The sequence below is a fragment of the Thioalkalivibrio sp. ALE12 genome (genome assembly GCF_000381105.1).
Taxonomy (GTDB): domain Bacteria; phylum Pseudomonadota; class Gammaproteobacteria; order Ectothiorhodospirales; family Ectothiorhodospiraceae; genus Thioalkalivibrio.
The window spans coordinates 1-24,984 of sequence record NZ_KB905916.1 but is presented as its reverse complement, the minus strand read 5'-3'; the positions used below and the strand labels follow the sequence as shown (position 1 = coordinate 24,984).

General features: G+C 68.5%; 23 protein-coding genes. 13 read left to right on the top strand and 10 right to left on the bottom strand.

Annotation, left to right across the window (positions count from 1 at the left end; translation table 11 throughout):
- Positions 1-14: 14 nt before the first annotated feature.
- From F614_RS0112570 to def, 10 genes are all read right to left on the bottom strand, one after another.
- Positions 15-992 (bottom strand): lysophospholipid acyltransferase family protein, encoded by a 978-nt coding sequence (locus tag F614_RS0112570; protein WP_018865485.1) that lies wholly within the window; start codon positions 990-992, stop codon positions 15-17.
- On the bottom strand, positions 989-1,348 hold the full coding sequence (locus tag F614_RS0112565) for a tetratricopeptide repeat protein (protein ID WP_018865484.1): 360 nt from the start codon (positions 1,346-1,348) through the stop codon (positions 989-991). The genes F614_RS0112570 and F614_RS0112565 overlap by 4 nt, the downstream gene beginning before the upstream one ends.
- 40 nt (positions 1,349-1,388) lie before the next feature.
- Positions 1,389-2,843: a TrkH family potassium uptake protein gene (locus F614_RS0112560; protein ID WP_018865483.1), complete on the bottom strand. Its 1,455-nt coding sequence runs from the start codon at positions 2,841-2,843 to the stop codon at positions 1,389-1,391.
- 13 nt (positions 2,844-2,856) lie between these two features.
- Positions 2,857-4,236 (bottom strand): Trk system potassium transporter TrkA, encoded by a 1,380-nt coding sequence (gene trkA / locus F614_RS0112555; RefSeq protein WP_019559000.1) that lies wholly within the window; start codon positions 4,234-4,236, stop codon positions 2,857-2,859.
- Positions 4,237-4,259: 23 nt separating this feature from the next.
- Positions 4,260-5,639, bottom strand: coding sequence for a sigma-54 dependent transcriptional regulator (locus F614_RS0112550; protein WP_018865481.1), 1,380 nt, complete (start codon positions 5,637-5,639; stop codon positions 4,260-4,262).
- Positions 5,636-7,840 carry an ATP-binding protein gene (locus tag F614_RS0112545; protein ID WP_018865480.1) on the bottom strand — a complete coding sequence of 735 codons (2,205 nt, stop codon included), beginning with the start codon at positions 7,838-7,840 and terminating at the stop codon, positions 5,636-5,638. The genes F614_RS0112550 and F614_RS0112545 overlap by 4 nt, the downstream gene beginning before the upstream one ends.
- A 187-nt stretch (positions 7,841-8,027) precedes the next feature.
- Positions 8,028-8,606, bottom strand: coding sequence for a DUF4390 domain-containing protein (locus F614_RS0112540; protein ID WP_018865479.1), 579 nt, complete (start codon positions 8,604-8,606; stop codon positions 8,028-8,030).
- Positions 8,606-9,964, bottom strand: a complete 1,359-nt coding sequence (rsmB, locus tag F614_RS0112535) for a 16S rRNA (cytosine(967)-C(5))-methyltransferase RsmB (protein WP_019558999.1) — start codon at positions 9,962-9,964, stop codon at positions 8,606-8,608. The genes F614_RS0112540 and rsmB overlap by 1 nt, the downstream gene beginning before the upstream one ends.
- Positions 9,964-10,929 carry a methionyl-tRNA formyltransferase gene (gene fmt, locus F614_RS0112530; protein ID WP_019558998.1) on the bottom strand — a complete coding sequence of 322 codons (966 nt, stop codon included), beginning with the start codon at positions 10,927-10,929 and terminating at the stop codon, positions 9,964-9,966. The genes rsmB and fmt overlap by 1 nt, the downstream gene beginning before the upstream one ends.
- Positions 10,929-11,462 carry a peptide deformylase gene (gene def, locus F614_RS0112525; RefSeq protein WP_018865476.1) on the bottom strand — a complete coding sequence of 178 codons (534 nt, stop codon included), beginning with the start codon at positions 11,460-11,462 and terminating at the stop codon, positions 10,929-10,931. Before def ends, fmt begins: the two co-directional genes overlap by 1 nt.
- A gap of 142 nt (positions 11,463-11,604) precedes the next feature.
- On the opposite strand from def, the gene F614_RS0112520 reads away from it, so the two are divergent.
- From F614_RS0112520 to prmA, 13 genes are all read left to right on the top strand, one after another.
- Positions 11,605-12,765 (top strand): LysM peptidoglycan-binding domain-containing protein, encoded by a 1,161-nt coding sequence (locus F614_RS0112520; protein ID WP_019558997.1) that lies wholly within the window; start codon positions 11,605-11,607, stop codon positions 12,763-12,765.
- Between the two features lie 21 nt (positions 12,766-12,786).
- Positions 12,787-13,926 (top strand): DNA-processing protein DprA, encoded by a 1,140-nt coding sequence (gene dprA / locus F614_RS0112515; RefSeq protein WP_018865474.1) that lies wholly within the window; start codon positions 12,787-12,789, stop codon positions 13,924-13,926.
- Complete coding sequence (locus F614_RS0112510) at positions 13,923-14,408, top strand: DUF494 family protein (RefSeq protein ID WP_018876613.1); 486 nt, start codon at positions 13,923-13,925, stop codon at positions 14,406-14,408. Before dprA ends, F614_RS0112510 begins: the two co-directional genes overlap by 4 nt.
- A gap of 141 nt (positions 14,409-14,549) precedes the next feature.
- Complete coding sequence (locus tag F614_RS0112505) at positions 14,550-17,135, top strand: DNA topoisomerase I (RefSeq protein ID WP_019558996.1); 2,586 nt, start codon at positions 14,550-14,552, stop codon at positions 17,133-17,135.
- Positions 17,122-17,727 carry an L-threonylcarbamoyladenylate synthase gene (locus tag F614_RS0112500; RefSeq protein WP_026329864.1) on the top strand — a complete coding sequence of 202 codons (606 nt, stop codon included), beginning with the start codon at positions 17,122-17,124 and terminating at the stop codon, positions 17,725-17,727. Before F614_RS0112505 ends, F614_RS0112500 begins: the two co-directional genes overlap by 14 nt.
- A gap of 16 nt (positions 17,728-17,743) precedes the next feature.
- The gene (hemF, locus tag F614_RS0112495) at positions 17,744-18,673 is read left to right on the top strand and encodes an oxygen-dependent coproporphyrinogen oxidase (protein ID WP_019558994.1); all 930 of its coding nucleotides are present in this window, start codon (positions 17,744-17,746) and stop codon (positions 18,671-18,673) included.
- Between the two features lie 22 nt (positions 18,674-18,695).
- On the top strand, positions 18,696-19,712 hold the full coding sequence (gene hemB, locus F614_RS0112490) for a porphobilinogen synthase (protein ID WP_018876617.1): 1,017 nt from the start codon (positions 18,696-18,698) through the stop codon (positions 19,710-19,712).
- Positions 19,709-20,557: a shikimate dehydrogenase gene (gene aroE, locus F614_RS0112485; protein WP_019558993.1), complete on the top strand. Its 849-nt coding sequence runs from the start codon at positions 19,709-19,711 to the stop codon at positions 20,555-20,557. The genes hemB and aroE overlap by 4 nt, the downstream gene beginning before the upstream one ends.
- A gap of 104 nt (positions 20,558-20,661) precedes the next feature.
- Positions 20,662-21,324 carry an OmpA family protein gene (locus tag F614_RS0112480; protein WP_018865467.1) on the top strand — a complete coding sequence of 221 codons (663 nt, stop codon included), beginning with the start codon at positions 20,662-20,664 and terminating at the stop codon, positions 21,322-21,324.
- Between the two features lie 172 nt (positions 21,325-21,496).
- Positions 21,497-21,937: a type II 3-dehydroquinate dehydratase gene (gene aroQ / locus F614_RS0112475; protein ID WP_018865466.1), complete on the top strand. Its 441-nt coding sequence runs from the start codon at positions 21,497-21,499 to the stop codon at positions 21,935-21,937.
- A 9-nt stretch (positions 21,938-21,946) separates the two neighbouring features.
- Positions 21,947-22,408 (top strand): acetyl-CoA carboxylase biotin carboxyl carrier protein, encoded by a 462-nt coding sequence (accB, locus tag F614_RS0112470; RefSeq protein WP_018865465.1) that lies wholly within the window; start codon positions 21,947-21,949, stop codon positions 22,406-22,408.
- Positions 22,409-22,439: 31 nt separating this feature from the next.
- Positions 22,440-23,786 (top strand): acetyl-CoA carboxylase biotin carboxylase subunit, encoded by a 1,347-nt coding sequence (gene accC / locus F614_RS0112465; protein ID WP_017942601.1) that lies wholly within the window; start codon positions 22,440-22,442, stop codon positions 23,784-23,786.
- A gap of 31 nt (positions 23,787-23,817) precedes the next feature.
- On the top strand, positions 23,818-24,699 hold the full coding sequence (prmA, locus tag F614_RS0112460; protein ID WP_019558992.1) for a 50S ribosomal protein L11 methyltransferase: 882 nt from the start codon (positions 23,818-23,820) through the stop codon (positions 24,697-24,699).
- Positions 24,700-24,984: the final 285 nt, after the last annotated feature.

Below are 24,984 nucleotides of genomic sequence, written 5' to 3'. Positions count from 1 at the left end.
AGGCGGTGGGCTGATCAGCGCTTGCGGTCAGGATACAGGCGCGGCTCGCCTTCGGGGCGGGTGCGGAACAGGCGCATGGACCACAGATACTGCGCCGGGGCCTGTTCGATGCCGCGTTCCACGGCTGCGTTCATCTGCCGGGCATCCGCATCGTCGTCACCCGTGGGGTAATCCTCCAGCGGCGGCCACAGGCGCATCACGTACTGATCCGCCGCGGGGTCGTACCAGGCGAAGCTGGGGAGCACCGCGGCCTTCGACATGCGCGTCAGACGGGCCAGCGCGGTCAGCGTGGCCTTCTTCACACCGAAGAAGTCGACGAAGACGGCGCCCTCGGCGCCCAGGTCCTCGTCCGGCAGGTAATAGAAGAAGCGCCCGCGCTTGAGCTGGCGGATCGCCGGGCGCAGGCCCTGGTCACGGGCGAAGATGTCGCCGGAGTAGCGGGTGCGGCTGCGGTGGTTGATCCACTCCAGCACCGGGTTCTTCATCGGCTTGGCGAAGGACACGCCATCGAACATCTGGCTCATGCGCACGCCACCGTAGTCCAGCGCCAGTGAATGCGGCGCGAGGATGATCACCGGGGTGCCGGCCGAGCGCAGGCGCTCGTAGTGCTCCAGGCCCTCGATGCGGATACGCGCGGCATGCTGCCCCGGCTTGCCGAACCACAACAGGCCATAGTCCAGCACGGTCTGTGCCTGGTAGCGGTAATAGGCCTCCAGGCGTTGCATGCGTTCGGCGGGGCTCAGCTGCGGGAAGCACAGCTCCAGGTTGCGTTCGGCCACCGCGCGGCTGCGCCCGGCAAAGCGCCGGATCAGCCGGCCCAGGCCACGGGCCAGGCCACGCACGGCCGGGCGCGGCAATTCCTGCAGCACCCACGCCAGGCCCAGCAGCAGCCAGCTGCCCCAGTAGCGCGGGGCGAAGTGGGCCGCGGTCAGCGGGGCCTGGTAGGCGCCGGCGTCCTCGCTCCGGCTTCGATCGTCGTCGGCTGCGCTCATGCGCCCCCGGAGCCGTCGCCCGGCCCGTCCGTGGCGGCCTGCTGCTTGCGGGCGCGCTTGGCGAAGACCTCCATCTCCTTCACCGCCTGCAGGTCGCCCTTCTCCGTGGCCACGCGAATGCCGCGCTCGCAGGTGGACAGCGCCGCCTCGGGGCGCTCGAGCTGGACCAGCGTCTTCGCCAGCAGTTTCCACGCCGCGGAGTACCCGCCGTCCAGTTCCAATGCGCGCTCGAGGTGCGGAACGGCGGCCTCGAGCTGACCGTCGGTCGCCAGGGCGTTGCCCAGCGAGAAACGCAACATGGCGGAGTCCTGTCCGCCATCGAGCATGTTCTGGAAACGTTCGATCATGTCGCTCATGGGGCACCTCCCGCGCCGCCGGTCAAACGATGCGTTCAGGCTAACGCCGCCAGAAGGCGGGCGACAGAAGCACCAGCACGGTAAAGATTTCCAGCCGCCCCATCAGCATGGCGAGCACGAGAACCCATTTGCTGAAATCGTTGATTGACTGGAAATTGGGCCCGACCTCACCCAGCCCGGGGCCGAGGTTGTTCAGCGTGGCCGCGACCGCGGAAAACGACGTGACCTGATCGAGCCCCGACGCCATTAGCGCCAGCATCATCACCACGAATACCATCACGTAGGCCGCGAGAAAGCCCCACACCGCCTGCACGACGCGGTCCGGTGCCTCCTTGCCGTTCACCTTGACCGTGATCCGCGCATGCGGATGGATCAGCCGCTTGATCTCGCGCAGGCCCTGCTTGGCCAGCAACAGCACGCGCACCACCTTCATGCCGCCGCCGGTGGAGCCGGTACAGCCGCCGATGAACGACAGGAAGATCAGCAGTACCGGGAGGAAACCGGGCCACAGATAGAAGGCATCCGTGGCATAGCCCGTGGTGGTCGCGATGGACACGACATGGAAGATCCCGCGCCGCAGCGCATCCCCGAGCTGATCGGTAAACCCGCTCCAGAGCATGAAGGCAACCACCAGCACCGTTGCGGAACCCAGCACCAGCAGATAGGCGCGCAGCTCCTCGTCGCGCCGGTAGGGCTTCCAGGTCGCCCGATGCAGTACCAGGAAATGCAGGGCGAAGTTCATCCCGGCCAGCACCATGAAGGCAATGGCGACGATCTCGATGGCCACCGAATCGAAATGACCGATGCTGGCGTCATAGGTCGAGAATCCGCCAATGGCGACCGTGGTAAACGAATGCGCCACCGCGTCGAAGGCATCCATGCCGGCGGCCCAGTAGGCCAGCGCGCAGGCCACGGTCAGGCCCAGGTAGATGTACCAGAGGTTGCGCGCGGTCTCGGCGATGCGCGGGGTCAGCTTGTTGTCGCGGATCGGCCCCGGGGTCTCGGCCTTGAACAGCTGCATGCCGCCGACGCCCAGCAGCGGCAGGATGGCCACCGCCAGCACGATGATGCCCATGCCCCCCATCCACTGGAGTTGCTGGCGATACCACAGGAGCGCCCGCGGCAGGTCATCCAGCCCGGTCAGTACCGTGGCCCCGGTGGTGGTCAGCCCGGACATCGACTCGAAGGCCGCATCGGTAAAGGAGATCTGCAGACTCGGATCGAGGAACAGGGGCGTCGCCCCGGCGATGCCCAGCCCCAGCCAGAACAGCACCACCAGGATGAAGCCGTCGCGCGCCTGCAGTTCCCGACGCATCCGGTACAGCGGGGCCCACAGCAGCCCGCCAATCAGCAGGAGCAGGGCAAAGGCCTGCAGGAACACCAGCGCGGTGGCCTCCCCGTACAGGAAGCCGATGGCCGCCGGCGGGAGCATCGCCAGACTGAACAGCGTCAGCAGAACACCCAGCAACCGGGCGGTGGAGGCAAGATGAAGCATCTGCGCCTCCCGCCTAGAAGAACAGTGCCGTAGGCTGGAACAGGCGCTGGACCTGCTTCACCTTGCGCCGGTCGGTCACGAACAGGATCACATGGTCGCCGGCCTCGATGACCGTGTCCCGGTGCGGGATGATGACCTCCTCCTCGCGGACCACCGCGCCCAGGCTCGTACCCTCGGGGAAGTCGATCTCGTCGACCCGCCGCCCGACCACCTGCGAGGTGCGCGCATCGCCGTTGACCACCGTCTCGATCGCCTCCGCCGCCCCGCGCCGCAGGGTATGCACGGTGGCAGTACCACCCTCGCGCACCCGCGCCAGCAACGCCCCGATGGTCGCCTGCTGCGGCGAGATCGCGACATCGATGGTCCCGCTCTGCAGCAGGTCCACGTAGCTGGGGCGATTGATCAGCGACATCACCTTGCGCACGCCCCAGCGCTTGGCCAGCATCCCGGCAAAGATATTCGCCTGGTCGTCGTTGGTGACCGCGCAGAACACATCGCTGTGCTCGACGTTGATGGACTCGAGGAAGCGGTCATCCGAGCTGTCCCCGTGCAGCACCAGCACATTGCTGGGCAGCGTCCGCGCCAGGTGGTCGGCGCGCTCGGAGTCACGCTCGATCACCTTGACCCGGTAGCGCTTGCTGAGCGTCTCGGCGAGCCGCTCGCCGATGTTGCCGCCGCCCGCGATCAGGATGCGCTTGTAGGGCTTCTCCAGCTTGCGCAGCTCGGACGTCACCGCGCGGATGTTCTTCTTCGCCGCGACAAAGAAGACCTCGTCGTCCGCCTCGATCACCGTGGAACCATCCGGCTGAATCGGCCGGTCCTTGCGGAAGATCGCCGCCACCCGGGTATGGATTCCGGGCATGTCGCTTTGCAGGTTCTTCAGTTCGTGGCCGACCAGCGGCCCGCCGTAGTAGGCCCGCACGCCGACCAGCGAGACGCGGCCCTCGGCGAATTCCAGCACCTGCAGCGAGCCGGGGTGCTCGATCAGCCGCTGGATGTGGCTGGTCACGATCGCCTCGGGCGAGATCAGCATGTCCACCGGCATCGCGTCCTGGGCGAACAGCGCCGGGGTCTCGTGGTAGTCGCGCGCCCGTACCCGGGCGATCTTGGTCTCGATATTGAACAGCGTGGACGCCACCTGGCAGGCGACCATGTTGGTCTCGTCGGAATTGGTCACCGCGATCAGCATGGACGCGTCCCGCGCCCCGGCCGCCTCCAGCACCGACGGGGGCGCAGCGAAGCCGTGTACCGTTTTTATGTCGTAGCGGTCTTCCAGATCCGCCAGCATCTCGGAGCGATAGTCGACCACGGTGATGTCGATCCCGTCGGCGCTCAGCGCCTCGGCCAGCGACTGGCCGACCTGACCGGCCCCGAGGATGATGATGTGCTTCATGCGCCTCCCGTCCCGGAGCGGATTCAGCTATCGGATTTCACGCGCTTGGGGTCGATCCCCAGCGCCTTGAACTTGCGGTACAGATGGGTGCGTTCCAGCCCCACCCGTTCCGCCAGGCGCGTCATGTTGCCCTCGGAACGCTCCAGCTGCTGCTGCAGATACTCGCGCTCGAACTGCTCGCGCGCCTCGCGCAACGGCAGGTCGGGGATGGCCACCGTGCCCTCGCCGGCCTCCTCCGCGCGCTGCGGCTGCCCGCTGAGGGTGCGTTCCACCTCGTCGCGGGTAATCTCGTCGCCGGAGCCCAGGATCATCAGCCGCTGCACCAGATTGCGCAGTTCGCGCACATTGCCGGGCCAGTGGTACTGCTGCAGCCGCTCGAGTGCCGGGCGCTGGAAGGCGCGCACCGGCAGGCCCTCCTGCTGGTGCAGGTGGCGCATGTGGCATTCCAGCAGTTCCGGGATATCCTCCGGGTGCTCGCGCAGCGGCGGGATCGCCAGCGGCAGGACATTGAGCCGGTAGTAGAGATCCTCGCGGAAGTGGCCCTGCTCCACCGCCTCGGCCAGGTCGTACTGGCTGGCCGCGATCACGCGCACATTCACGCTGATCGGCTGGTTGCCGCCGATGCGCGTGATGCGCTGGGTATCCAGCGCGTGCAGCAGCCGCCCCTGGGTCTGCAGGTCCATCTCCGCGACCTCGTCGAGGAACAGCACGCCGCCCGCCGCCTGCTCCAGCAGGCCGTAGCGCACATGCTCGCCCTGCTCGCTGCCGAACAGCTCGGCGATCGCCTCCTCGCCGGACAGCGAACCCACCGAGACCACGATGAACGGGCTCTCGCGCCGCGCGCTGCGCGCATGCAGCAGGCGCGCGAAGGTCTGCTTGCCCACCCCCGGCTCGCCGGTGATCAGCACCCAGGTATCGTGCTGCGCCATGCGCTGCACCTGGTCGCGCAGGTTCACCATGGTGGCGCTGCTGCCGACCGGGTCGTGCACGGTGCCGGCATGGCGTTTCAGGCCCACGTTCTCGCGCTGCAGGCGCGCGGCCTCCAGGGCGTTGTTCAGGGTGATCAGCAGCTTGTCGATGGACAGCGGCTTCTCGATGAAGTCGTAGGCCCCGAGTCGCGTGGCGTCCACGGCGGTCTCGACATTGCCATGGCCGGAGATCATCACCACCGGGCAGGGCAGGCCCTCGTCGTCGCTCCACTCCTTCAGCAGCGAGATGCCGTCGCCGTCCGGCATCCAGACATCCAGCAGGATCAGATCGGGACGGCGGCTGCGGCGCTGGGCCTTGGCCTCGGCCACGGAGCCGGCGAGCGCTACCTGGTAGCCCTCGTCCTCCAGCACATCCTGCAGCAACATGCGGATGTCCGGCTCGTCGTCGACCACGAGTATGTAGGCTTCGCTCATTCGGGCTCCTCGTGAACCACCGGACCATGCTCCACCGGAATGCGGATGCGGAAGACCGCCCCATGCCGCCCGGATTCCGCATTATGGCACTCAATCATGCCGCCATGCTCCTCCACGATCTTCTGCGCGACCGCCAGACCGAGACCGGTTCCACGCGGTTTGTCGGTGGTGTAGGGCTCGAAGATCCGTTCGAGGAACTCCGGCTTGATGCCGGGACCGGTGTCGGTCACCCGCAGCTCGATGTGCGGACCCGCCGGGTCGTCGAGGTAAGCGGTGGCCACATGCACCTCCATGTCCTCGTGGCCCTTGCCCGCCTCCAGCGCGTTCTTGATCAGGTTGTGCAGCAGCTGGCGCAGGCGCCCGGCGTCGCCATGGATCCGCGGCAGTTCCGCATCCAGCGTGACATCCACGCGCGAGCGGCCGTCCTGGTCGAGGTACAGCTCGCAGACATCGCGGATCAGCTGGTTCAGGTCCACCGAGGCGCGCTCCAGCTGCGGCGCCTGGGCATAGTCGCGGAAGGCGTTGACCAGGGTCTTCATCGCCTCCACCTGCTGCACGATGGTGCCGGTGGCACGGTCCAGCACCTCGCGGTCGGCCCCCTCCAGCACCTTGCCCAGGCGCCTCGAGAGGCGCTCGGCGGAGAGCTGGATCGGCGTCAGCGGGTTCTTGATCTCGTGGGCCAGACGCCGCGCCACCTCGCCCCAGGCCGCGTCGCGCTGGGCCTTCAGGAACTCGGTCATATCGTCGAACACGATGGCGTGCAGGCCGCGGCTGGAGCCCGAGGTCGGCAACCACACCGCGCGGGTCATCAGTACCTTGCGCCCGCTGCGGGTAAAGACGACCACCTGACGCGACCATTCGGCCTCCTGGCGCACCAGGGCGTCACTGATCGCCTCGAAGAACTGTGCGACCAACGGGCACTCGTCACCCAGCTCGGACATCACCCGGGTGCGCGCGCCCTGCAGGTCGCATTCCAGGATCTCGCTGGCCGCGGCGTTCGCCGTGCGCAGGCGCAGACTGCCATCCAGCGCCAGCACGCCGGAGCGCAGATGCTGCAGCACGCTCTCCAGGTAGGCGCGCTCGGCGTCCAGCAGGCGGCGATTGCGCTCGGCCTCGTCGCGCGCCTCGTTCAGGGTACGGGTCATGGTGTTGAACGACTGCACCAGGAAGCCCAGTTCGTCGGCGCGCTGCACCGCGAGGCGCGTGCTGTAGTCGCCCTGCGCCACCATGCGCGTGCCCTGCACCAGATCGGAGATCGGGCGCACCATGCGCCGCGCCACCAGCAGCCCGGCCCACAGCGCGGCCATCAGCGAGATCGCCAGCGCCAGTGACAGGGTAAACACAAAGCCCTGGATCATCGGCCCGCGCAGGTAGGCGAACTCGCGGTAATCGGCGAAGGCGTCCTGGACCCGCAGCGACAACGCACTCATGCGCGGATCCACCGGGTAGATGCCCTGCAGGATGCGATTCTCCGAGCCCGGGCGGCGACTGCTGGTGGTGGCCACCACGCGGATGATCAGCGAGCCGTCGGACTGCGGCTCCAGGCGCGAATACGGCTGCTCCGGGCGCACCCGCATCAGGATGTCGGAGCCCGGCGGGGTCGGCAGACGGCGGATCGGGCTGTCGGTACTGGAGGCGATGATGCGGTTGTTGGAACCGACCAGCGTCAACTCCTGCGCCCCGACCTGGCGGCGATAGTCGTTCAGCGCCAGCGGAACCAGGCCTTCCGAGACCCCCTCGAGGTCGCTCATCAATTCCTGGGTCTCGGTCGCCAGCTGGCGCACCCGCAGATCCAGCGACGAGCGCGACAGCTCCAGCGCATCCTCCAGCGCCGACTCCACGCGCACGTCGAACCAGGAATCCACGCCCTCGTTCAGGAACTTGAAGGAGAAGTAGTAGACGACCGACACCGGCAGCACGGCCACCAGCATGAACACCGCCACCAGGCGCAGCGTCAGGCGGCTGCCGGGCACCCCGCGGCGATACTGGATCGCCATGCGCACGAGCTGATAGATAATCAGCCCACCCAGCACCACCAGCACGGCCACATGGAACACCAGCAGCCACAGGAACACCTGTTCGAAGCGCGCCTGGTTCTGGGCCGCATCGCCCATCACCACCAGCGAGGTCAGCAGCAGCGCGAACAGGAGCCCGATGCCGAGGAGCCCCCACGGGAAGCCTCTTAGGGAAACGCTGGTCAACGTACACCCTCGCGTTGGTATCCCAGATTTTCCGAAACAAGGCGCGGTCCGCAGCCGGTAGCCATTCTACCGGCAAGGGCCGCAACGCCGGATCGGGGAACCCGGGGTACCAACCCCAAGGGGCTCGGCCGCTTTCGCGCGCGCAAAAGCGACTCGAGCGCGAGCGTGTACGTTGACCAGCGCTTCCCTAATCCAGCGACCATCGCCGCCACTCCTGTCGGGTCGTCAGATCACCGCGCAAACCGGCATCCAGCTGCAGGGGCAGCGGCAGCGCGGAATACACCAGCGTCAGCCGCGCCGCGAGATCGAACTCGCCGGGATTCTCGCGCACCGCGTCCGGAACCTCGTCCAGACGCAGCCGCCCCAGCCGCCGGGCGACCAGGTCCAGGGCATCCCCCAGGGTCGGTTTCAGGTCCATGCGCTCGTCGGTCACCGCGGTTACCAGATAGTGCCGATTCAAGGCGAAGTATTGCAGCTGGACGCGACGCGTCTCGCTGGCAAGGGTATCGCGCCCGACCCGCCGGCCGCGTTCCAGCCGCGTCTGCGCCTCGAACTCCAGCGTCACGCCGTTGGCCAGGGCGTCCTCCAGCACCGCGGGCAGGCGCATGTCGATATCGAGGCGCACCAGCACGGTGGCATCATCCAGCCACATGTGATTCGCGGCGCGGATCTCCACCGCGCTCGCCGTCACCGGCAGCGCCAGCAGGGCCAGTAGCCCGCACAGCGCCGTCAGGGGCCCGCCCCGCCACGATGAACGCCCCGGCATCAGGGGGCCTTCTTCTCCAGCAGCGCGTAATAGAAGCCGTCCCCGTCCTCGAGCCCCAGCGGCAGCGTTACACCTGCCGCGCGGGGCTTGCTGCCGGGGATAGCGTACTCGCCCTCCAGCGGCCAGGCGCGGGCATCCGCGGTCGCCGCGACGAACGGGGCGACCACCGCCTCGTTCTCCGCCGACAGCAGCGAACAGGTGGCATACAGCAACCGGCCGCCCGGGCGGAGCAGCTTCCAGGCGCCGGCCAGCAGGCGGGCCTGCTCCGCCGCCAGGCGCGGGATGTCATCGGCCCGGCGCAGGGTCTTGATGTCCGGATGACGCCGGATCACGCCGGTGGCGGAACAGGGAACATCCAGCAGGATCGCGTCGAAGGGCTCGCCGTCCCACCAGTCATCGGTGGCGTCCAGATCCGCCGCGACCAGGCGGGCGTCATAGCCCAGCCGGTCGAGGTTCTCGCGTACCTGTTCCAGGCGTTCGGGGTCGTTGTCCAGCGCGGTGAGATCCAGATCGCCACCCGCGTGTTCCAGCAAATGCCCGGTCTTGCCGCCGGGTGCCGCACAGGCGTCCAGCACCCGTTCGCCGGGCCGCGGCCCCAGCAACGGCCCGGCCCATTGCGCCGAGGCGTCCTGGACCGAAAGCGCCCCGTCAGCGAACCCCGGCAGGGCGGCCACATCGACCGGGTCATCCAGCGTCAGCGCGCTGGCCAGCGCCGGGTACGCGCGCCCCGGGATACCGGCGGCGGACAGGGCCTCCAGCGCCGCTTCGCGACTGCCGCGGTGCAGGTTGACCCGCAGGGTCATCGGGGCGGGCCGGGTCGAGGCCGCCAGCAGCGTCTCCCAGTCCTCCGGCCAGGCATCGCGAATCGCCTCCAGCAGCCATTCCGGGACCGCATAGCGCAGCACCGGGTCGCCCTCGATCCGGCTCGCCAGTTCGTCCTGCTCGCGCAGGGCACGGCGCAGCACCGCGTTGATCAGGCCCACCGCGCCGGGGCGATGGATCTCGCGCGCCAGTTCGGCGGTCTCCCGCACCGCCGCGTGATCGCGCGTCCCGAAATGCAGCACCTCGGCCAGTCCCTGCGCCAGCAGCACACCAATCACGGCATCCTTCTTGCGCAGCGGCCGATCCAGAAAGCCATCGACCAGCCCCGCCAGCTGCGGGTACCAGCGCAAGGTGGTGTAGGCGAGCGCCTGCACCCAGGCGGCATCGCGCGCCGCCAGCCCTTCGGTCACCAGCTCCACCGCCCGGGTCAGCGACTGCCCCTGCAGCACTACGCGCTCCACCGCCTCCAGCGCGCGCTGACGCGGCGAGCGCGAATCCACCCGCGAGGGCACCACGCGTTTCGGCTTGCCCGCCATCAGACCGCCCCGGTCAGGGTTTGGCCGGGCAGGTCCGCATTGCGGGCCCAGTCCGCCGCCGCGACCGGGCGGCGGCCGGGCAGCTGAACGGTCCGCAGGCGCAGGATGCCGTCGCCGGTGGCCACATCCACGCCCTCCGGCCCGGCATCCATGATCGTTCCGGGCGTTGCATTCGCCGCGACCTCCAGCGGGGTCGCCGCGTAGACCCGCAGCGCCTGCCCCTGCCAGCCGGCCTGCGCCACCGGCCAGGGGTTGAAGGCCCGCACCTGTCGATCCAGGGCCGCGGCCGGCTGCGACCAGTCCATCCAGGCCTCCTGTTTCTCCAGTTTGCGGGCGTAGCTGGCCTGCGCATCATCCTGCGGCCACGGTGCGGAGGCACCCGCAGCAATCGTCGGGAGCTGTTCCACCAGCAGCTCCGCCCCCTCGCGGGCGAGGACATCGTGCAGCTCACCGGTGGTGGTCTCCGGTGTGATCGGGACGCGACGGCAGGCGTGCACCGGGCCGGTATCCAGCCCCGGGGCCATCTGCATCAGGCAGACCCCGGTCTCTTCGTCCCCCGCGAGGATCGCGCGATGGATCGGCGCCGCGCCGCGCCAGCGCGGCAGCAGCGAGGCATGGATATTGAGCCCGCCCAGCGGCGGGATCGCGAGTACGGCGCGGGGCAGGATCAGCCCGTAGGCCGCCACGATCAGGATGTCCGGGCGCCAGGCGGCAAGTTCGGCCTGGGCCTCGGCGGACTTCAGGCTCTCCGGCTGCACCACCGGCAGGCCGGCGGCCTCGGCGACCTGCTTGACCGGGCCCGGACGCAGCTTGCGCCCGCGCCCCGCCGGTCGGTCCGGCTGGGTATAGACCGCGACCGGGGCATGCCCGGCGTCGATCAGGGACTGCAGCGCGGGAACCGCGAAATCCGGCGTCCCGGCATAGACAATGCGCAGGGACTCGACGTCCGTGTCCGCCACTCCCATCAGACCGCGGGGACCGCGGTCTTGTCACCGGCTCCGGAGCGCCCGCCCTGCTTCTCCAGCTTCTTGCGGATGCGGCTGCGCTTGAGGCTGGACAGGTAATCGACAAACAGCTTGCCGTCGAGGTGGTCGATCTCGTGCTGGATGCACACCGCCAGCAGGCCATCGATGTCCAGCTCGAAGGGCTGGCCGTCACGCCCCAGGGCACGCACGCGAATCCGGTCGGCGCGCTGCACCTTCTCGTAGAAGCCGGGGACGGACAGGCAGCCCTCGTCCATTTCCTCCTCACCGGAGGTCTCGAGGATCTCCGGGTTGATCAGGGCATGCGGCTCGCTCTGGTCCTCGGAGACATCCGCGACCAGCACACGCTTTTGCACGTTGATCTGGGTGGCGGCCAGACCAATGCCGGGCGCGGCGTACATGGTCTCGAACATGTCGTCCACCAGGGTGCGGATTTCGTCGTCCACCTCGGCGACCGGCTCGGCCTTCAGCCGCAGCCGGGGGTCGGGGAAGTGCAGGATTTCACGCTTGGCCATGAAAAAACCTCAAACTTTGTACTGTACAGATGTCGCAATTCTGCTAACGTTGGACCGCAATATCCGCGGAATTGCGTCATCCGATTGGGGGCCGGGCCACAGGAAGGCTCGGGGAGCGCGCGGACCTGACAGGGGACACCAAATGTACAAGACCAGGGCCACCACGACCTTCGTTCTGCCGGGCATTCTGTTCAGTGTAACGCTGTTGCTGGGCGCCTGCGCGGCCACACCCGAGAACGGCGGCGGCGAATCAACCGCCTCCGATTCCGGCACGGCGCAGACCGAAGCCCGCCCGGCGCGCGAAGCCCAGGATGAACGCTCGACCCCCGAGGCCGAGCCGGAGATCCGCGAATCCGCGCCCGAACGCTACGTCGTGAAGAAAGGCGACACCCTCTGGGACATCTCCGCGATGTTCCTGCAGGACCCGTGGTACTGGCCGGAGATCTGGCTGGTCAACCCGGAGATCGAGAACCCCCACCTGATCTATCCGGGTGACGTGCTGAGCATCCACTACGTGGACGGCCGGCCGCGCATCACGGTCGACGGCGGGCCGCGGGTGCGCCCGACGCATCGCCTGTCACCGGAAGCACGGGTGGTGGAGCGCGACGAGGACGTCTCCCCGATCTCCACCCTGCAGTCGTTCATGTTCCGTCCACAGGTGCTGGACGAGGAAACCCTGGAAAACGCCCCCTACATCCTCGCCTCGCAGGACGAGCGCGTGATCTTCGGCCCGGGCGACCGGGTGTATGTGCGCAACGCCGAGGACACCGAACGCTACGAGCTCTATCACATCGTTCGCCACGACGGCGCACTGACCGATCCGGACACCGGCGAGGACCTGGGCGTCGCCACTCTGCCGGTGGGCGAGGCCGAGATCATCGAGCCGGGCAACGTCGCCCGCGCCGACATCCGCAAGGGCGAGCGCGAGGCCATCCGCGGTGACCGCCTGGTCCCCTACGCCGAAGAACAGGACATGCTGTTCGACATCGGGCGCCCGCCGGCCGGTACCGAGGGCACGATCATCTCGCTGTTCGACGCCCTCAGCCAGATCGGCCAGCTGCAGGCCGCCATCATCAACCGTGGTGAACGCGACGGCATCGAGAACGGCCATGTCTTGACCGCCTTTACCGCCGGGCGCGAGGTCCGCGACCCGATCAGCGATCGCGCCAACGAGGTGGTCACCCTGCCGGAAGAGGAAGTCGGCACCGTCATGGTCTTCCAGACCTTCGAGAAGGTGTCCTACGTGCTGGTGACCGAGGCCGAGCGCACCCTGCGCGAGGGCGACAAGGTTCGCACCCCCTGACCGGGCCTGCGGCCAGGCTGCATGCGTGATGCCGGCGCGACAGCCGCCCCGCACGAGGACTGGCTGCAACTGATCAACACCCCAGGCCTCGGCCCGCGGCGCCTGCTGCAACTGGTCGAGGCCTTCGGCTCCCCGGGCAACGCCCTGGCCGCCCCCGCGGCCGAATGGCAGCGCGCGGGCGTCGACCTCAAGCTGGACACCACCGCCCATAAAGCCCGCGAGGCCGGGGCGCAGGCCGACCAGGCCTGGCTGGATGCCGACCCCCGGCACACATTGCTGTGTCTGGACGACCCCGACTACCCGCCCCTGCTGGCGGAACTCCCCGACCCGCCCCCGGTGCTGTACCTGAACGGCGCGCGCGAGCTGCTGCGCAGCCCGCAGGTGGGGATCGTCGGCAGCCGTGAGGCCACCCCGCAGGGCGAGCGCCTGGCCACGGAATTCGCCCGCGAGCTGGCCGGGGCCGGGCTGACGGTCACCAGCGGCCTGGCCAGGGGCATCGACGGCGCCGCCCACGAAGGCGCCCTGGCCGCGCCTGGCGGGCGCACCATCGCGGTCGTAGCCACCGGGCCCGACCGCATCTACCCCGCCCAGCACCGGCGCCTGGCGCACCGCATCGCGGACCATGGCCTGGTGGTCTCGCTGTGGCCCACCGATACCCGGCCGCTGGCGCGGAACTTCCCGCAGCGCAACCGCGTGATCAGCGGCCTGTCACTGGCGACCCTGGTCGTCGAGGCGGCGCTGAAGAGCGGATCCCTGATCACCGCACGGCTGGCTGCCGAACAGGGGCGCCAGGTCTATGCCGTCCCCGGTTCGGTGCTGAGCCCGACCAGCCGCGGCTGCCACCGGCTGATCCGCGATGGCGCCCAGCTGGTGGAGTCGGCCGAGGAGATCCTGGATGACCTCGCGGACTGGCTGGGCGTCGCGCCCGATGCGCCTCCGGCCGCGGCCGAACCCGCCTCCGACCCGCTGGATCCGGAGCAGGAACGCGTACTGAACGCGATGGGATTCGACCCGGTCCCGCTGGAAACCCTGCGCGAACGCACCAAATTGACCATCGAACAGCTTTCATCCATGCTGGTTTTGCTTGAACTCCATGGCCGTGTGGCCGCCCTCGACCACGGGCGTTACCAGCGCCTCGACGCAGGATCCCCCGAATCATGAACGAGAATGTGCTGGATGTGCTCATGTATCTCTTCGAGCACACCATCGACGAGGAATCCGACGAGGAGCCGGACCGCTCGGAGCTGGAACGCCACCTGGTGGAGGCCGGCTTTGCCCGCCGCGAGATCGACCGCGCTCTGGGCTGGCTGGACCGCCTGATGAGCGAGGCCCCCCTGGCCGGGCGCGGCGGCGACGGCGCCGCCCAGCGGATCTATGCCCCGGAAGAGCAAAAACGCCTGGATACCGAGGCCCATGGCTTCCTGCTGCACCTGGAGCAAAACGGCCTGCTGACCGCCGGCACCCGCGAGCTGGTGCTGGACCGCGTAATGGAGCTGGACGCCGAGGAGATCGACCTCGACCAGCTGCGCTGGGTGGTGCTGATGGTGCTGTTCAACCAGCCCGACGACGCGATCGCCTATTCCCGCCTGGAAGAGGTCATGCGCGACGATGCCGGCCCCGCGGCCGTGGATTATCTGCACTGATTTCTCCGTCTTGCGAAAAGCGCGCGGTAGCCAACGGGCATTTCCTCCTCTAGTCTTTAGCGCCCGTGAACCCGGTCGCTGCCATACGACCGCGATCGCCCCGATACGGAACCCGCTGCCACGGAGACGGTCCCGAGCGACATGAGCAAGCACCTCGTCATCGTAGAGTCGCCCGCCAAGGGCAAGACCATCGAGAAGTATCTCGGCCCGGACTACCAGGTCATGGCCTCCTATGGCCATGTGCGCGACCTGGTGCCCAAGGAGGGCGCGGTGGACCCGGAGAACGGGTTCCGCATGAAGTACGACGTGATCGAGCGCAGCGAGAAACAGATCGAGGCGATCGCCAAGGCGCTGAAGAAATCCGACGACCTGATCCTTGCGACTGACCCTGACCGTGAAGGCGAGGCGATCTCCTGGCATCTCTACGAGGTGTTGCGTGACCGCGGCCTGCTGGACGATCGCGGCGTGCATCGCGTCGTGTTTCACGAGATCACCAAGAAGGCGATCCAGCAGGCGATCGAGGAACCGCGCGACCTGGCCAAGCCACTGATCGATGCCCAGCAGGCGCGCCGCGCGCTGGACTACCTGGTCGGCTTCAACCTCTCCCCGCTGCTGTGGCGCAAGATCAAGCGCGGCCTGTCCGCCGGGCGCGTGCAGAGCCCGGCGCTGCGCATGATCTGCGAGCGCGAGAACGAGATCGAGGCCTTCGTCCCTCGCGAATACTGGACCCTGGATGCGAAGGTCGAGCGCCAGAGCCAGCCGTTCACCGCGCGCCTGACCCACCTGGACGGCAACAAGCTGGACCAGTTCGACCTGAACAGCGCCGAGCTCGCGCACGACGCCCAGAAGCGTCTGACCGACGCCGCGAATGGCGAGCTGCGCGTCGCCAAGGTCGAAAAGAAGCAGCGCCGCCGCAACCCGGCCGCGCCGTTCACCACCTCGACCCTGCAGCAGGAGGCCTCGCGCAAGCTGGGCTTCACCGCATCGCGCACCATGCGCACCGCGCAGCAACTATATGAAGGCATCGATCTGGGCTCCGGCGCGATCGGCCTGATCACCTACATGCGTACCGACTCGGTGGCCCTGGCCGGCGAGGCGATCGGCGAGATTCGTGGCCTGATCGAGGAGCGCTACGGGGCCAACAACGTCCCCGACAGCCCGCGCCAGTACAAGACCAAGTCGAAGAACGCGCAGGAGGCCCACGAGGCCATCCGCCCGACCTCTGTGCGCCGTCTGCCGAACGAGGTGCGCGAGCGCCTGAGCAGCGACCAGGCCCGGCTGTACGACCTGATCTGGAAGCGCACCGTCGCCTGCCAGATGATCCACGCGACCTTCGACACCGTGGCCGCCGACCTGGTCCCGGGCGACAGCCAGCACCAGTTCCGTGCCACCGGCTCCACCCTGGTCGACCCCGGCTTCATCGCGGTCTACCAGGAGGGCCGCGACGACGCGCAGGATGACGACGAGGACAAGCGCCTGCCGGAGATGGCCGAGGGTGACACGGTCCAACTCGAAGAGGTCACCGCCGACCAGCACTTCACCGAGCCGCCGCCGCGCTATACCGAGGCCAGCCTGGTGAAGACGCTGGAGGAATACGGCATCGGCCGTCCGTCGACCTACGCCAGCATCATCTCCACGCTGCAGTCACGCGAGTACGTGGAGATGGACGGCAAGCGCTTCATCCCGACCGACACCGGCCGGATCGTGAACAGCTTCCTGACCCAGCACTTCGACCGCTACGTGGACTACGACTTCACCGCGAAGCTCGAGGACGAGCTGGACGCCATCTCGCGCGGCGAGAAGGACTGGGTCCCGGTGCTGGAGGATTTCTGGGGCGACTTCCGCGACCGGGTGAAGGAAAAGGAAGAGAACGTCACCCGCGCCGAGGCCGTGCAGTCACGCGAGCTGGGCCCCGATCCGCAGAGCGGGCGCCCGGTCAGCGTGCGCCTGGGTCGTTTCGGCCCGATCGTGCAGATCGGTACCAAGGACGACGAGGAGAAGCCGCGCTTCGCCGGCCTGCTGCCCGGGCAGAAGATGGACAAGATCACCCTCGACGAGGCGCTGGAGCTGTTCAAGCTGCCGCGCGACCTCGGCGAGACGCCCGAGGGCGAGCCGGTGATGGTGAACATCGGCCGCTTCGGACCGTACGTGAAGTACGGCTCCAAGTACGCCTCCCTCGGCCCGGATGACGACGTCTGGACCATCGAGCTGCCGCGCGCGCTGGAGATCGTCGCCGAGAAGAAGAAAAAGGACGCCGAACGCTTCATCAAGAGCTTCGACGAAGAGGGCATCCAGGTCCTCAACGGCCGCTACGGACCGTATGTGACCGACGGCAACAAGAACGCCAAGATCCCGAAAGAGACCGATCCCAAGTCCCTGACACTTGCGCAGTGCCAGGAACTGATCGCCGCCGCCCCGGAACGCAAGGGCCGTGGGCGCAAGGGGGCGGCCAAGTCGACCGGCAAGTCCTCCGGGAAGACCGCCTCCAAGTCGGCCTCCAAGTCGTCGACCGCGAAGAAGACGACCACGAAAAAGGCGGCCACCACCAAGAAGGCCGCCAGCAAGACGGGTACGAAAAAGACCGCCGCCAGGAAGAGCACCTCGAAGAAGGCCCCGGCGAAAAAGGCCACGACCGCCAAGTCCGGTGGCGCGAAATCCGACAGCGGTGACAACGCCGGCGACAGCCGCCTGAGTGCCCAGCCCTCCGGCGACCGTGGATCCGAATAACGCCCCGTTGCTGTCCCCCGAGATCGAACCCGTCGCACAGTGCGTGTGCGACGGCGGCGTGATCGCCTACCCCACCGAGGCGGTCTTTGGTCTCGGCTGCCGCCCGGACAACCCCCGGGCGATCGATCGCATCCTCGAGATCAAGGGTCGCCCGGCCGCCAAGGGGCTGATCGTGATCACCGACCGGCTGGAGCGCCTCGCGCCCTGGCTGGCGCCGCTGCCGGCCGACCACCGCGCCGAGATCGACGCCAGCTGGCCGGGGCCGACCACCTGGCTGCTGCCCGTCACCGATGCCTGCCCGCCGCTACTGCGCGGTGAACACGACAGCTTCGCGGTACGCGTCACCGCCCATCCGGGGACGCGCGCGCTGTGCGCGGCCGCCGAAAGCGCGCTGGTCTCCACCAGCGCCAACCGCGCGGGCGCGGAGCCCTGCCGCAGCTGGGATTGCGTTGCCTCACAACTCGGGGCCGGCATCGATGCGATCCTGCAGGCAGAATGTGGCGGGCGCACCGCACCCAGCGCGATCCGCGACGCCCGCACCGGGGCCTGGCTCCGGGGCGCGCCGGAACCCGACACCCATACCGACAACTGATCAACCGGGACGCAGCATGAGCCAGGACAACGTCTCCGTCGACCGCGTGATCGACTACCTGCAGGGCCTGCAGGACCGCATCTGCCAGGGCCTCGAGGGCCTGGACGGCCAGGCCCGCTTCGAGGAGGACGCCTGGGAGCGCCCGGCCGGCGGCGGCGGCCGCACCCGCGTGCTGCGCGAGGGGCGGGTCTTCGAGCAGGCCGGGGTCAACTTCTCCCATGTGATGGGCGACAACCTCCCGGCCTCGGCCACCGCGCACCGTCCGGAGATGGCCGGGCGCTCGTTCCAGGCCACCGGCGTGTCGCTGGTAATCCACCCGCACAACCCGTATGTGCCGACCTCGCACGCGAACGTGCGCTTCTTCATCGCGGAGAAGCCCGGCGAGGCGCCGATCTGGTGGTTCGGCGGCGGCTTCGACCTGACCCCCTACTACGGTTTCGACGAGGACTGTATCCACTGGCACCGAACAGCCGAGGCCGCCTGCCGCCCGTTCGGCGAGCACCTCTACCCGGCGCACAAGAAGTGGTGCGACGAGTACTTCCACCTCAAGCACCGCGACGAGCCGCGCGGCGTCGGCGGGCTGTTCTTCGACGACTTCAGCGAGGGCGGCTTCGAGCACGCCTTCGGCTACATGCAGAGCGTCGGCAATGCCTATCTGGATGCCTACGGCCCGATCGTCGAGCGTCGCCACGCGACCGAATACGGCGAGCGCGAGCGCCAGTTCCAGCTCTACCGGCGCGGGCGCTATGTCGAGTTCAACCTGGTCTACGACCGCGGTACCCTGTTCGGCCTGCAGTCGGGCGGGCGCACCGAGTCGATCCTGATGTCGCTGCCGCCGCTGGTGCGCTGGGAATACAACTACCAGCCGGAAGCCGGTACGCCCGAGGCCGAACTCTACAAGCGCTATCTGAAGCCGCGCGACTGGCTGACCGAGTCCGCCGGCTGACCCACCAACAAGGACGACCCGCATGACCGCACCGATCGCCCCCTATCCCGCCGGCCGTCCGCGCCGCATGCGCCGCGACGCCTTCTCCCGCCGCCTGATGCGCGAGCACCACCTGCGCGCGGACGACCTGATCCTGCCGGTGTTCGTCACCGAGGGCGAGGGGGTGCGCGAGGCAGTGCCGTCGATGCCCGGCGTGGAGCGCGTCAGCATCGACCTGCTGCTGGAGGAGGCGGCCGCGGCCGTGCGCCTCGGCATCCCGGCCCTGGCCCTGTTCCCGGTGGTCCCGGGCGAGAAGAAGAGCCTGGATGCCGCCGAGGCCTGGAACCCCGAGGGCCTGGCCCAGCGCGCGGTACGCGCACTGAAGCAGGCCCACCCCGAGCTCGGCGTGATCACCGATGTCGCCCTGGACCCGTTCACCACCCACGGCCAGGACGGCATCATCGACGACGACGGCTTTGTTGTGAACGACATCACCGTCGAGGCCCTGGTGAAGCAGGCGCTGTCGCATGCCGCGGCCGGCGCCGACGTGGTCGCCCCCTCCGACATGATGGACGGACGCATCGGCGCGATCCGCACCGTGCTGGAGGACGGCGGGCACGTGCACACGCGCATCCTCGCCTACTCCGCCAAGTACGCCTCGGCCTTCTACGGGCCGTTCCGCGATGCGGTGGGCTCGGCCGGCAATCTGGGCAAGGGTGGCAAGGAGACCTACCAGATGGACCCGGCCAACGGCGACGAGGCCCTGCACGAGGTCGCGCTCGACCTGGCCGAAGGCGCCGACATGGTGATGGTCAAGCCGGGCATGCCGTATCTGGACGTGGTCCGCCGCATCCGCGACGAATTCCAGCGCCCGACCTTCGTCTATCACGTCTCCGGCGAGTACGCGATGCTCAAGGCCGCCGCCGAACGCGGCTGGCTCGACGAGCGCGCCTGCGTGCTGGAGGCGCTGACCGGCATGAAGCGCGCCGGGGCCGACGGCATCCTGACCTACTACGCCCGCACCGTGGCCGAATGGCTGGCGGAGGACGCGGCCCGATGAGCGATCCGCGCCCGGATCGCTATGCGGTGGTCGGCAACCCGATCCACCATTCGCTGTCGCCGCGCATCCATGCCCTGTTCGCCGAACAGACGGGGCAGCACCTGACCTACGAGGCCCTGCAAGGCACCCCGGGGCAGTTCGCCGAGGAGGTCTGGGCGTGGTTCTCCTCCGGGTTCCGGGGCCTGAATGTGACCGTCCCGTTCAAGGAAGAGGCGTTTGCCCTGGCCCGTGTCCTCACGGATCGCGCCCGACACGCCGGTGCCGTGAACACCCTGTGGCGCGACGACGAGCGCCGCATCCATGGCGACAACACGGACGGCGTCGGCTTCTGCCGCGACCTCGACCGCCTGAACTTCAACGTGCGCAGCCGCCGCATCCTGATCCTGGGTGCCGGGGGCGCCACCCGCGGCCTGCTGCAGCCACTGCTGGAGGGGGGGCCCGAGGCCCTGGTCATCGCCAACCGCACCGTCGCCCGCGCGGAGGGGCTGGTCGAGGCCTTTCGCGATATCGCCCCGGCCACCCGGCTGGCCGCCTGCGGCCTGCACACGCTGCCGCAGGGCCCCTTCGATCTGGTGGTCAACGCCACGGCCACCGGCCTCGGCGAGGACGCGCTGGACCTCCCCGCCCATCTGGTTCAAGCGGACAGCCTGGCCTATGACCTGGTCTACGGGGCCGGCGCCCAGCGCTTCCTTGGCTGGGCCGAGGCGGCGGGCTGCAGCAACGGTAGCGACGGGCTCGGCATGCTGGTGGAACAGGCGGCCGAGGCCTTCGCGATCTGGCGCGGGGTGCACCCCGAAACCGCCCCGGTGCTCCGCGAACTGCGTCACGAAATCGACGGCCAATAGCCCACCCTTTCTCCGGATTCATGGACGGTTCACCCGGCTGGCCGCAAGCTGCCCGGTGACAGACCCGCCGCCGTGGCGGACCACCGGATTACGGGAGACTAACCATGCAACGCATCCTCGCCCTGGCCGCCACCAGTGCCCTGGTCCTGGTGATGGGCTGCACCACCACCGATCCATACACCGGGGAAGAACGCGTCTCGCGCGCCACCATCGGGGCCGGCATCGGCGCGGCCACCGGTGCCGTGCTCGGCAGCGTCACCAGCAGCCGCAACCGCACCCAGCGCGCGATGATCGGGGCCGGCATCGGCGCCCTGGCCGGCGGCGCCATCGGCAACTACATGGATCGTCAGGAGGATGCCCTGCGCGAGCAGCTGCGCGGGACCGGCGTCAGCGTGACCCGCGACGGCGACAACATCATCCTCAACATGCCGAGCAACATCACCTTCGATTTCGACCGCAGCGACATCAAGCCGGAATTCCAGGATGTACTGGACTCGGTGGCCCTGGTCCTGGAGGAGTTCGACCAGACCGGCATCGAAGTCGCCGGCCACACCGACAGCACCGGTCGCGTCGAATACAACATGGACCTCTCCGAGCGCCGCGCCCAGAGCGTGGGGCAGGCCCTGATCCGCCGCGGGGTGCAACCGGTGCGCGTGCACACCATCGGCTTCGGACCGCACCAGCCGGTCGCCACCAACGACACCGAGGCGGGCCGCCAGCAGAACCGCCGGGTGGAACTGACCCTGTTCCCGCTGACCGCCGACTGATCGAAACCCGCACGCCGGCACCGCGCCGGCCGCGGTACCGGCGCGCCCAAGGCACCCTCCGCGCTGGACACCCCCACCCCTCCTGCGGCAAAATCCCGAACATTCGCCGCACCGTCATTTTTCGGTGCAATCGCGTCCATTCTCGACAGGATCGCTACCGATTCCCCCTGCCATGGCGTCCATACTGCTGCTCAACGGCCCCAATCTGAACCTGCTGGGACAGCGGGAGCCGGAGCGCTACGGCGCGCAGACCCTGGCGGATATCGAGACCGACCTGAGGGCTCGGGCGGAACAGGCCGACACCTCCTTCGACTGCTTCCAGAGCAACCATGAAGGCGACCTGATCGACCGCATCCATGCCGCCCCCGGCGAGGGCGTGCAACGCATCCTGATCAATCCGGGTGGCCTGACCCACACCAGTGTCAGCCTGCGCGATGCCCTGCTGGGTGTTGCCATCCCGTTCTACGAGATCCATATCAGCAACATCCACGCCCGCGAGCCCTTTCGTCAGACCTCGCGTCTGAGCGATGTCGCCGCCGGTCTGGTCAGTGGCTTCGGCGTCATTGGCTACCGGCTGGCGCTCGATGCGGCGCTCGCGGCTATCAAGGAATAAGAGGCTTCCATGGACATTCGCAAGGTCAAGAAACTGATCGACCTGCTCGACGAGAGCGGCATCCACGAGATCGAGATCCACGAAGGCGAGGAGTCGGTCCGCATCACCCGCTCGGCCAGCGGCACCGCCGTCGCCGCACCGGCTCCGGCCCCTCTGCCCGCCGCGGCACCGGCACCAGCCGGCGCACCGCCCGCAGCCGCCCCGGCCGACGCGGCGGACGCGACCCCGGAGATGGACGGTCACCGGGTCACCGCCCCCATGGTCGGCACCTTCTACCGCGCACCCAGCCCGGGCTCGAAGCCGTTCGTCGAGGTCGGGCAGACCGTGGAGGTCGGCGAGACCCTGTGCATCATCGAGGCGATGAAGATGCTCAACCCGATCGAGGCCGACCAGGCGGGGACGGTCCGCGACATCCTGGTCGAGAACGGCAACCCGGTGGAATACGGCCAGCCGCTGTTCATCATCGGCTGAACCCTCCGATTCCCTGCCAACAGGTCCGAGCATGTTTGAAAAGATTCTGATCGCCAACCGCGGCGAGATCGCCCTGCGGGTCCTGCGCGCCTGCCGCGAGATGGGTATCGCCACCGTCGCCGCACACTCCAGCGCCGATCGCGACCTGAAGCATGTCCGCCTGGCGGACGAATCCGTCTGCATCGGGCCCGCGGCCTCCGGCGAGAGCTACCTGAACATCCCCGCGTTGATCGCCGCGGCCGAAGTCACCGACGCCGGCGCGATCCACCCCGGCTACGGCTTCCTGTCGGAGAACGCGGACTTCGCCGAGCGGGTGGAGTCCTCCGGCTTCTCCTTCATCGGTCCGCGCGCCGAGACCATCCGCCTGATGGGCGACAAGGTCTCCGCCAAGCAGGCAATGCTGGAGGCCAACGTGCCCTGCGTACCCGGCTCCGGCGGCGCCCTGGGCGACGACCCGGACACCAACCTGGCCCTGGCGCGCGAGATCGGCTACCCGGTCATCATCAAGGCCGCCGCCGGTGGCGGCGGTCGCGGCATGCGCGTGGTGCATACCGAGGGCGCGCTGCTGAACGCGATCTCGCTGACCCGCAACGAGGCCCAGCAGGGCTTCGGCAACGACACCCTGTATATGGAGAAATACCTGGAACACCCGCGCCACGTGGAGTTCCAGATCCTGGCCGACACCCACGGCAACGCCGTATGCCTGGGCGAGCGCGACTGCTCCATGCAGCGCCGCCACCAGAAGGTAATCGAGGAGGCCCCGGCCCCCGGCATCAGCGACGAACAGCGCCAGACCATGGCGGAACGCCTGATCCGCGCCTGCCAGGACATCGGCTACCGCGGCGCCGGCACCTTCGAGTTCCTGTACGAGAACGGGGCGTTCTACTTCATCGAGATGAATACCCGCCTGCAGGTCGAACACACGGTCACCGAGCAGGTCACCGGCATCGACCTGGTGCGCGAGCAGATCCGCATCGCCGCCGGCGAACCGCTGGGCTACACCCAGGACGATGTGCACATCAGCGGCCATGCGATCGAGTGCCGCATCAATGCCGAAGACCCCGGCACCTTCATGCCCAGCCCCGGGACTATCCAGCAGTACCACGCCCCGGGCGGGCCGGGCATCCGCATGGATACCCACATCTACAACGGGTACGCCGTGCCGCCCTACTACGACTCGATGATCGGCAAGCTGATCGCCCACGGGAACAGCCGCGAGATCGCGCTGGCCCGCATGCGCGGGGCCCTGGGCGAGATCGTGGTAGACGGCATCCAGACCAACGTCGCCCTGCATCACGACCTGATGATCGACGCCAATTTCCAGCGCGGCGAGACCGACATCCACTACCTCGAGAAGAAGCTGAAGGCACAGGCCTGAGCCCTTTCCGCAACCACCAGAGCCTGACGCCATGAGCCTTGCCGAACTCGAATGCCAGATCAGCCCGGAACAGGCCGAGCCGCTGGAGGACACGCTGTTTGAACTCGGCGCGGTCAGCGTCGAGCTGTTCGACGCCGCCGACGAGCCGCTGTTCGAACCCCCACTGGGCACCCACCCACTGTGGTCCACTGTGCGCCTGAAGGCGGTGTTCCCGGACACCACCCAGGCGGATCTCGCGGCCGCCGCGCTGGAGCGCCAGGCGCAGGCCCCCGAGGCGATCCAGGTGCAGCCCATCGAAGACCAGGACTGGGTGCGCGCCGGCCTCGACGGCCTCGGCGCCATTCACTGCGGCAGTTCGCTGTGGATCGTGCCGTCCTGGGAGGACGAGCCGGCCATCGAGGAGGGCACCTTCGTGCGCCTGGACCCCGGCCTCGCCTTCGGCACCGGCAACCACCCGACCACCGCGATGTGCCTGGCCGCGCTGGCCCAGCAGCCGCCTCGGGATCAGGAGGTGCTGGACTACGGCTGTGGCTCCGGCATCCTCGCCATCGCGGCCCTGAAGCTGGGCGCCCGGCATGCGCTGGGCATCGACATCGACGAGCAGGCGGTGCAGGCCACGCGCAGCAATGCCGATGCCAACGCCATCCCGCCCGAACGACTGGAAACCGGCCTGACCGACCACCCGGTCCCCGCGGCGGAATACGATCTGGTGCTGGCCAACATCCTGGCCAAGCCGCTGATCGACCTGGCCCCGGAGCTCGCGCGGGCCGCGAAACCCGGCGCGCGTATCCTGCTGGCCGGTCTGCTGGAACGCCAGGCGGACGAGGTCATCGCGACCTATTCCGATGCCTTTGACATTGGCGTCGAGGACTGCCGCGAAGGCTGGGCCCTGCTCGGCGGGCGCCGGCGCTAGGGAAACACTGATCAATGTACACACTCGCGTTGGCACCCCAGGTTTTCCGAGACAAGGCGCGTCGTGCAGCGGGTAGTGGTTCTACCCGCAAGCGGCGCAACGCAGGATCGGGGAACCTGGGGTGCCAACCCCACAAATTGGTAAAGGAAGGGGCTCGGCCGCTTTTGCGCGCGCACGGCGTTGCGGCTCCCTTGTGCAGAATGACTGCACGGCAGTCACCGCGCCTTGTTCGCACGCAAAAGCGACTCGAGCGCGAATGTGTACATTGATCAGTGTTTCCCTAGG

Coding starts and splice junctions, on each gene's coding strand:
- F614_RS0112570 (WP_018865485.1), bottom strand. CDS start 992: ATGAGCGCAGCCGACGACGATCGAAGCCGGAGCGAGGACGCCGGCGCC.
- F614_RS0112565 (WP_018865484.1), bottom strand. CDS start 1,348: ATGAGCGACATGATCGAACGTTTCCAGAACATGCTCGATGGCGGACAG.
- F614_RS0112560 (WP_018865483.1), bottom strand. CDS start 2,843: ATGCTTCATCTTGCCTCCACCGCCCGGTTGCTGGGTGTTCTGCTGACG.
- trkA (WP_019559000.1), bottom strand. CDS start 4,236: ATGAAGCACATCATCATCCTCGGGGCCGGTCAGGTCGGCCAGTCGCTG.
- F614_RS0112550 (WP_018865481.1), bottom strand. CDS start 5,639: ATGAGCGAAGCCTACATACTCGTGGTCGACGACGAGCCGGACATCCGC.
- F614_RS0112540 (WP_018865479.1), bottom strand. CDS start 8,606: ATGCCGGGGCGTTCATCGTGGCGGGGCGGGCCCCTGACGGCGCTGTGC.
- rsmB (WP_019558999.1), bottom strand. CDS start 9,964: ATGGCGGGCAAGCCGAAACGCGTGGTGCCCTCGCGGGTGGATTCGCGC.
- fmt (WP_019558998.1), bottom strand. CDS start 10,929: ATGGGAGTGGCGGACACGGACGTCGAGTCCCTGCGCATTGTCTATGCC.
- def (WP_018865476.1), bottom strand. CDS start 11,462: ATGGCCAAGCGTGAAATCCTGCACTTCCCCGACCCCCGGCTGCGGCTG.
- F614_RS0112520 (WP_019558997.1), top strand. CDS start 11,605: ATGTACAAGACCAGGGCCACCACGACCTTCGTTCTGCCGGGCATTCTG.
- dprA (WP_018865474.1), top strand. CDS start 12,787: ATGCGTGATGCCGGCGCGACAGCCGCCCCGCACGAGGACTGGCTGCAA.
- F614_RS0112510 (WP_018876613.1), top strand. CDS start 13,923: ATGAACGAGAATGTGCTGGATGTGCTCATGTATCTCTTCGAGCACACC.
- F614_RS0112505 (WP_019558996.1), top strand. CDS start 14,550: ATGAGCAAGCACCTCGTCATCGTAGAGTCGCCCGCCAAGGGCAAGACC.
- hemF (WP_019558994.1), top strand. CDS start 17,744: ATGAGCCAGGACAACGTCTCCGTCGACCGCGTGATCGACTACCTGCAG.
- hemB (WP_018876617.1), top strand. CDS start 18,696: ATGACCGCACCGATCGCCCCCTATCCCGCCGGCCGTCCGCGCCGCATG.
- aroE (WP_019558993.1), top strand. CDS start 19,709: ATGAGCGATCCGCGCCCGGATCGCTATGCGGTGGTCGGCAACCCGATC.
- F614_RS0112480 (WP_018865467.1), top strand. CDS start 20,662: ATGCAACGCATCCTCGCCCTGGCCGCCACCAGTGCCCTGGTCCTGGTG.
- aroQ (WP_018865466.1), top strand. CDS start 21,497: ATGGCGTCCATACTGCTGCTCAACGGCCCCAATCTGAACCTGCTGGGA.
- accB (WP_018865465.1), top strand. CDS start 21,947: ATGGACATTCGCAAGGTCAAGAAACTGATCGACCTGCTCGACGAGAGC.
- accC (WP_017942601.1), top strand. CDS start 22,440: ATGTTTGAAAAGATTCTGATCGCCAACCGCGGCGAGATCGCCCTGCGG.
- prmA (WP_019558992.1), top strand. CDS start 23,818: ATGAGCCTTGCCGAACTCGAATGCCAGATCAGCCCGGAACAGGCCGAG.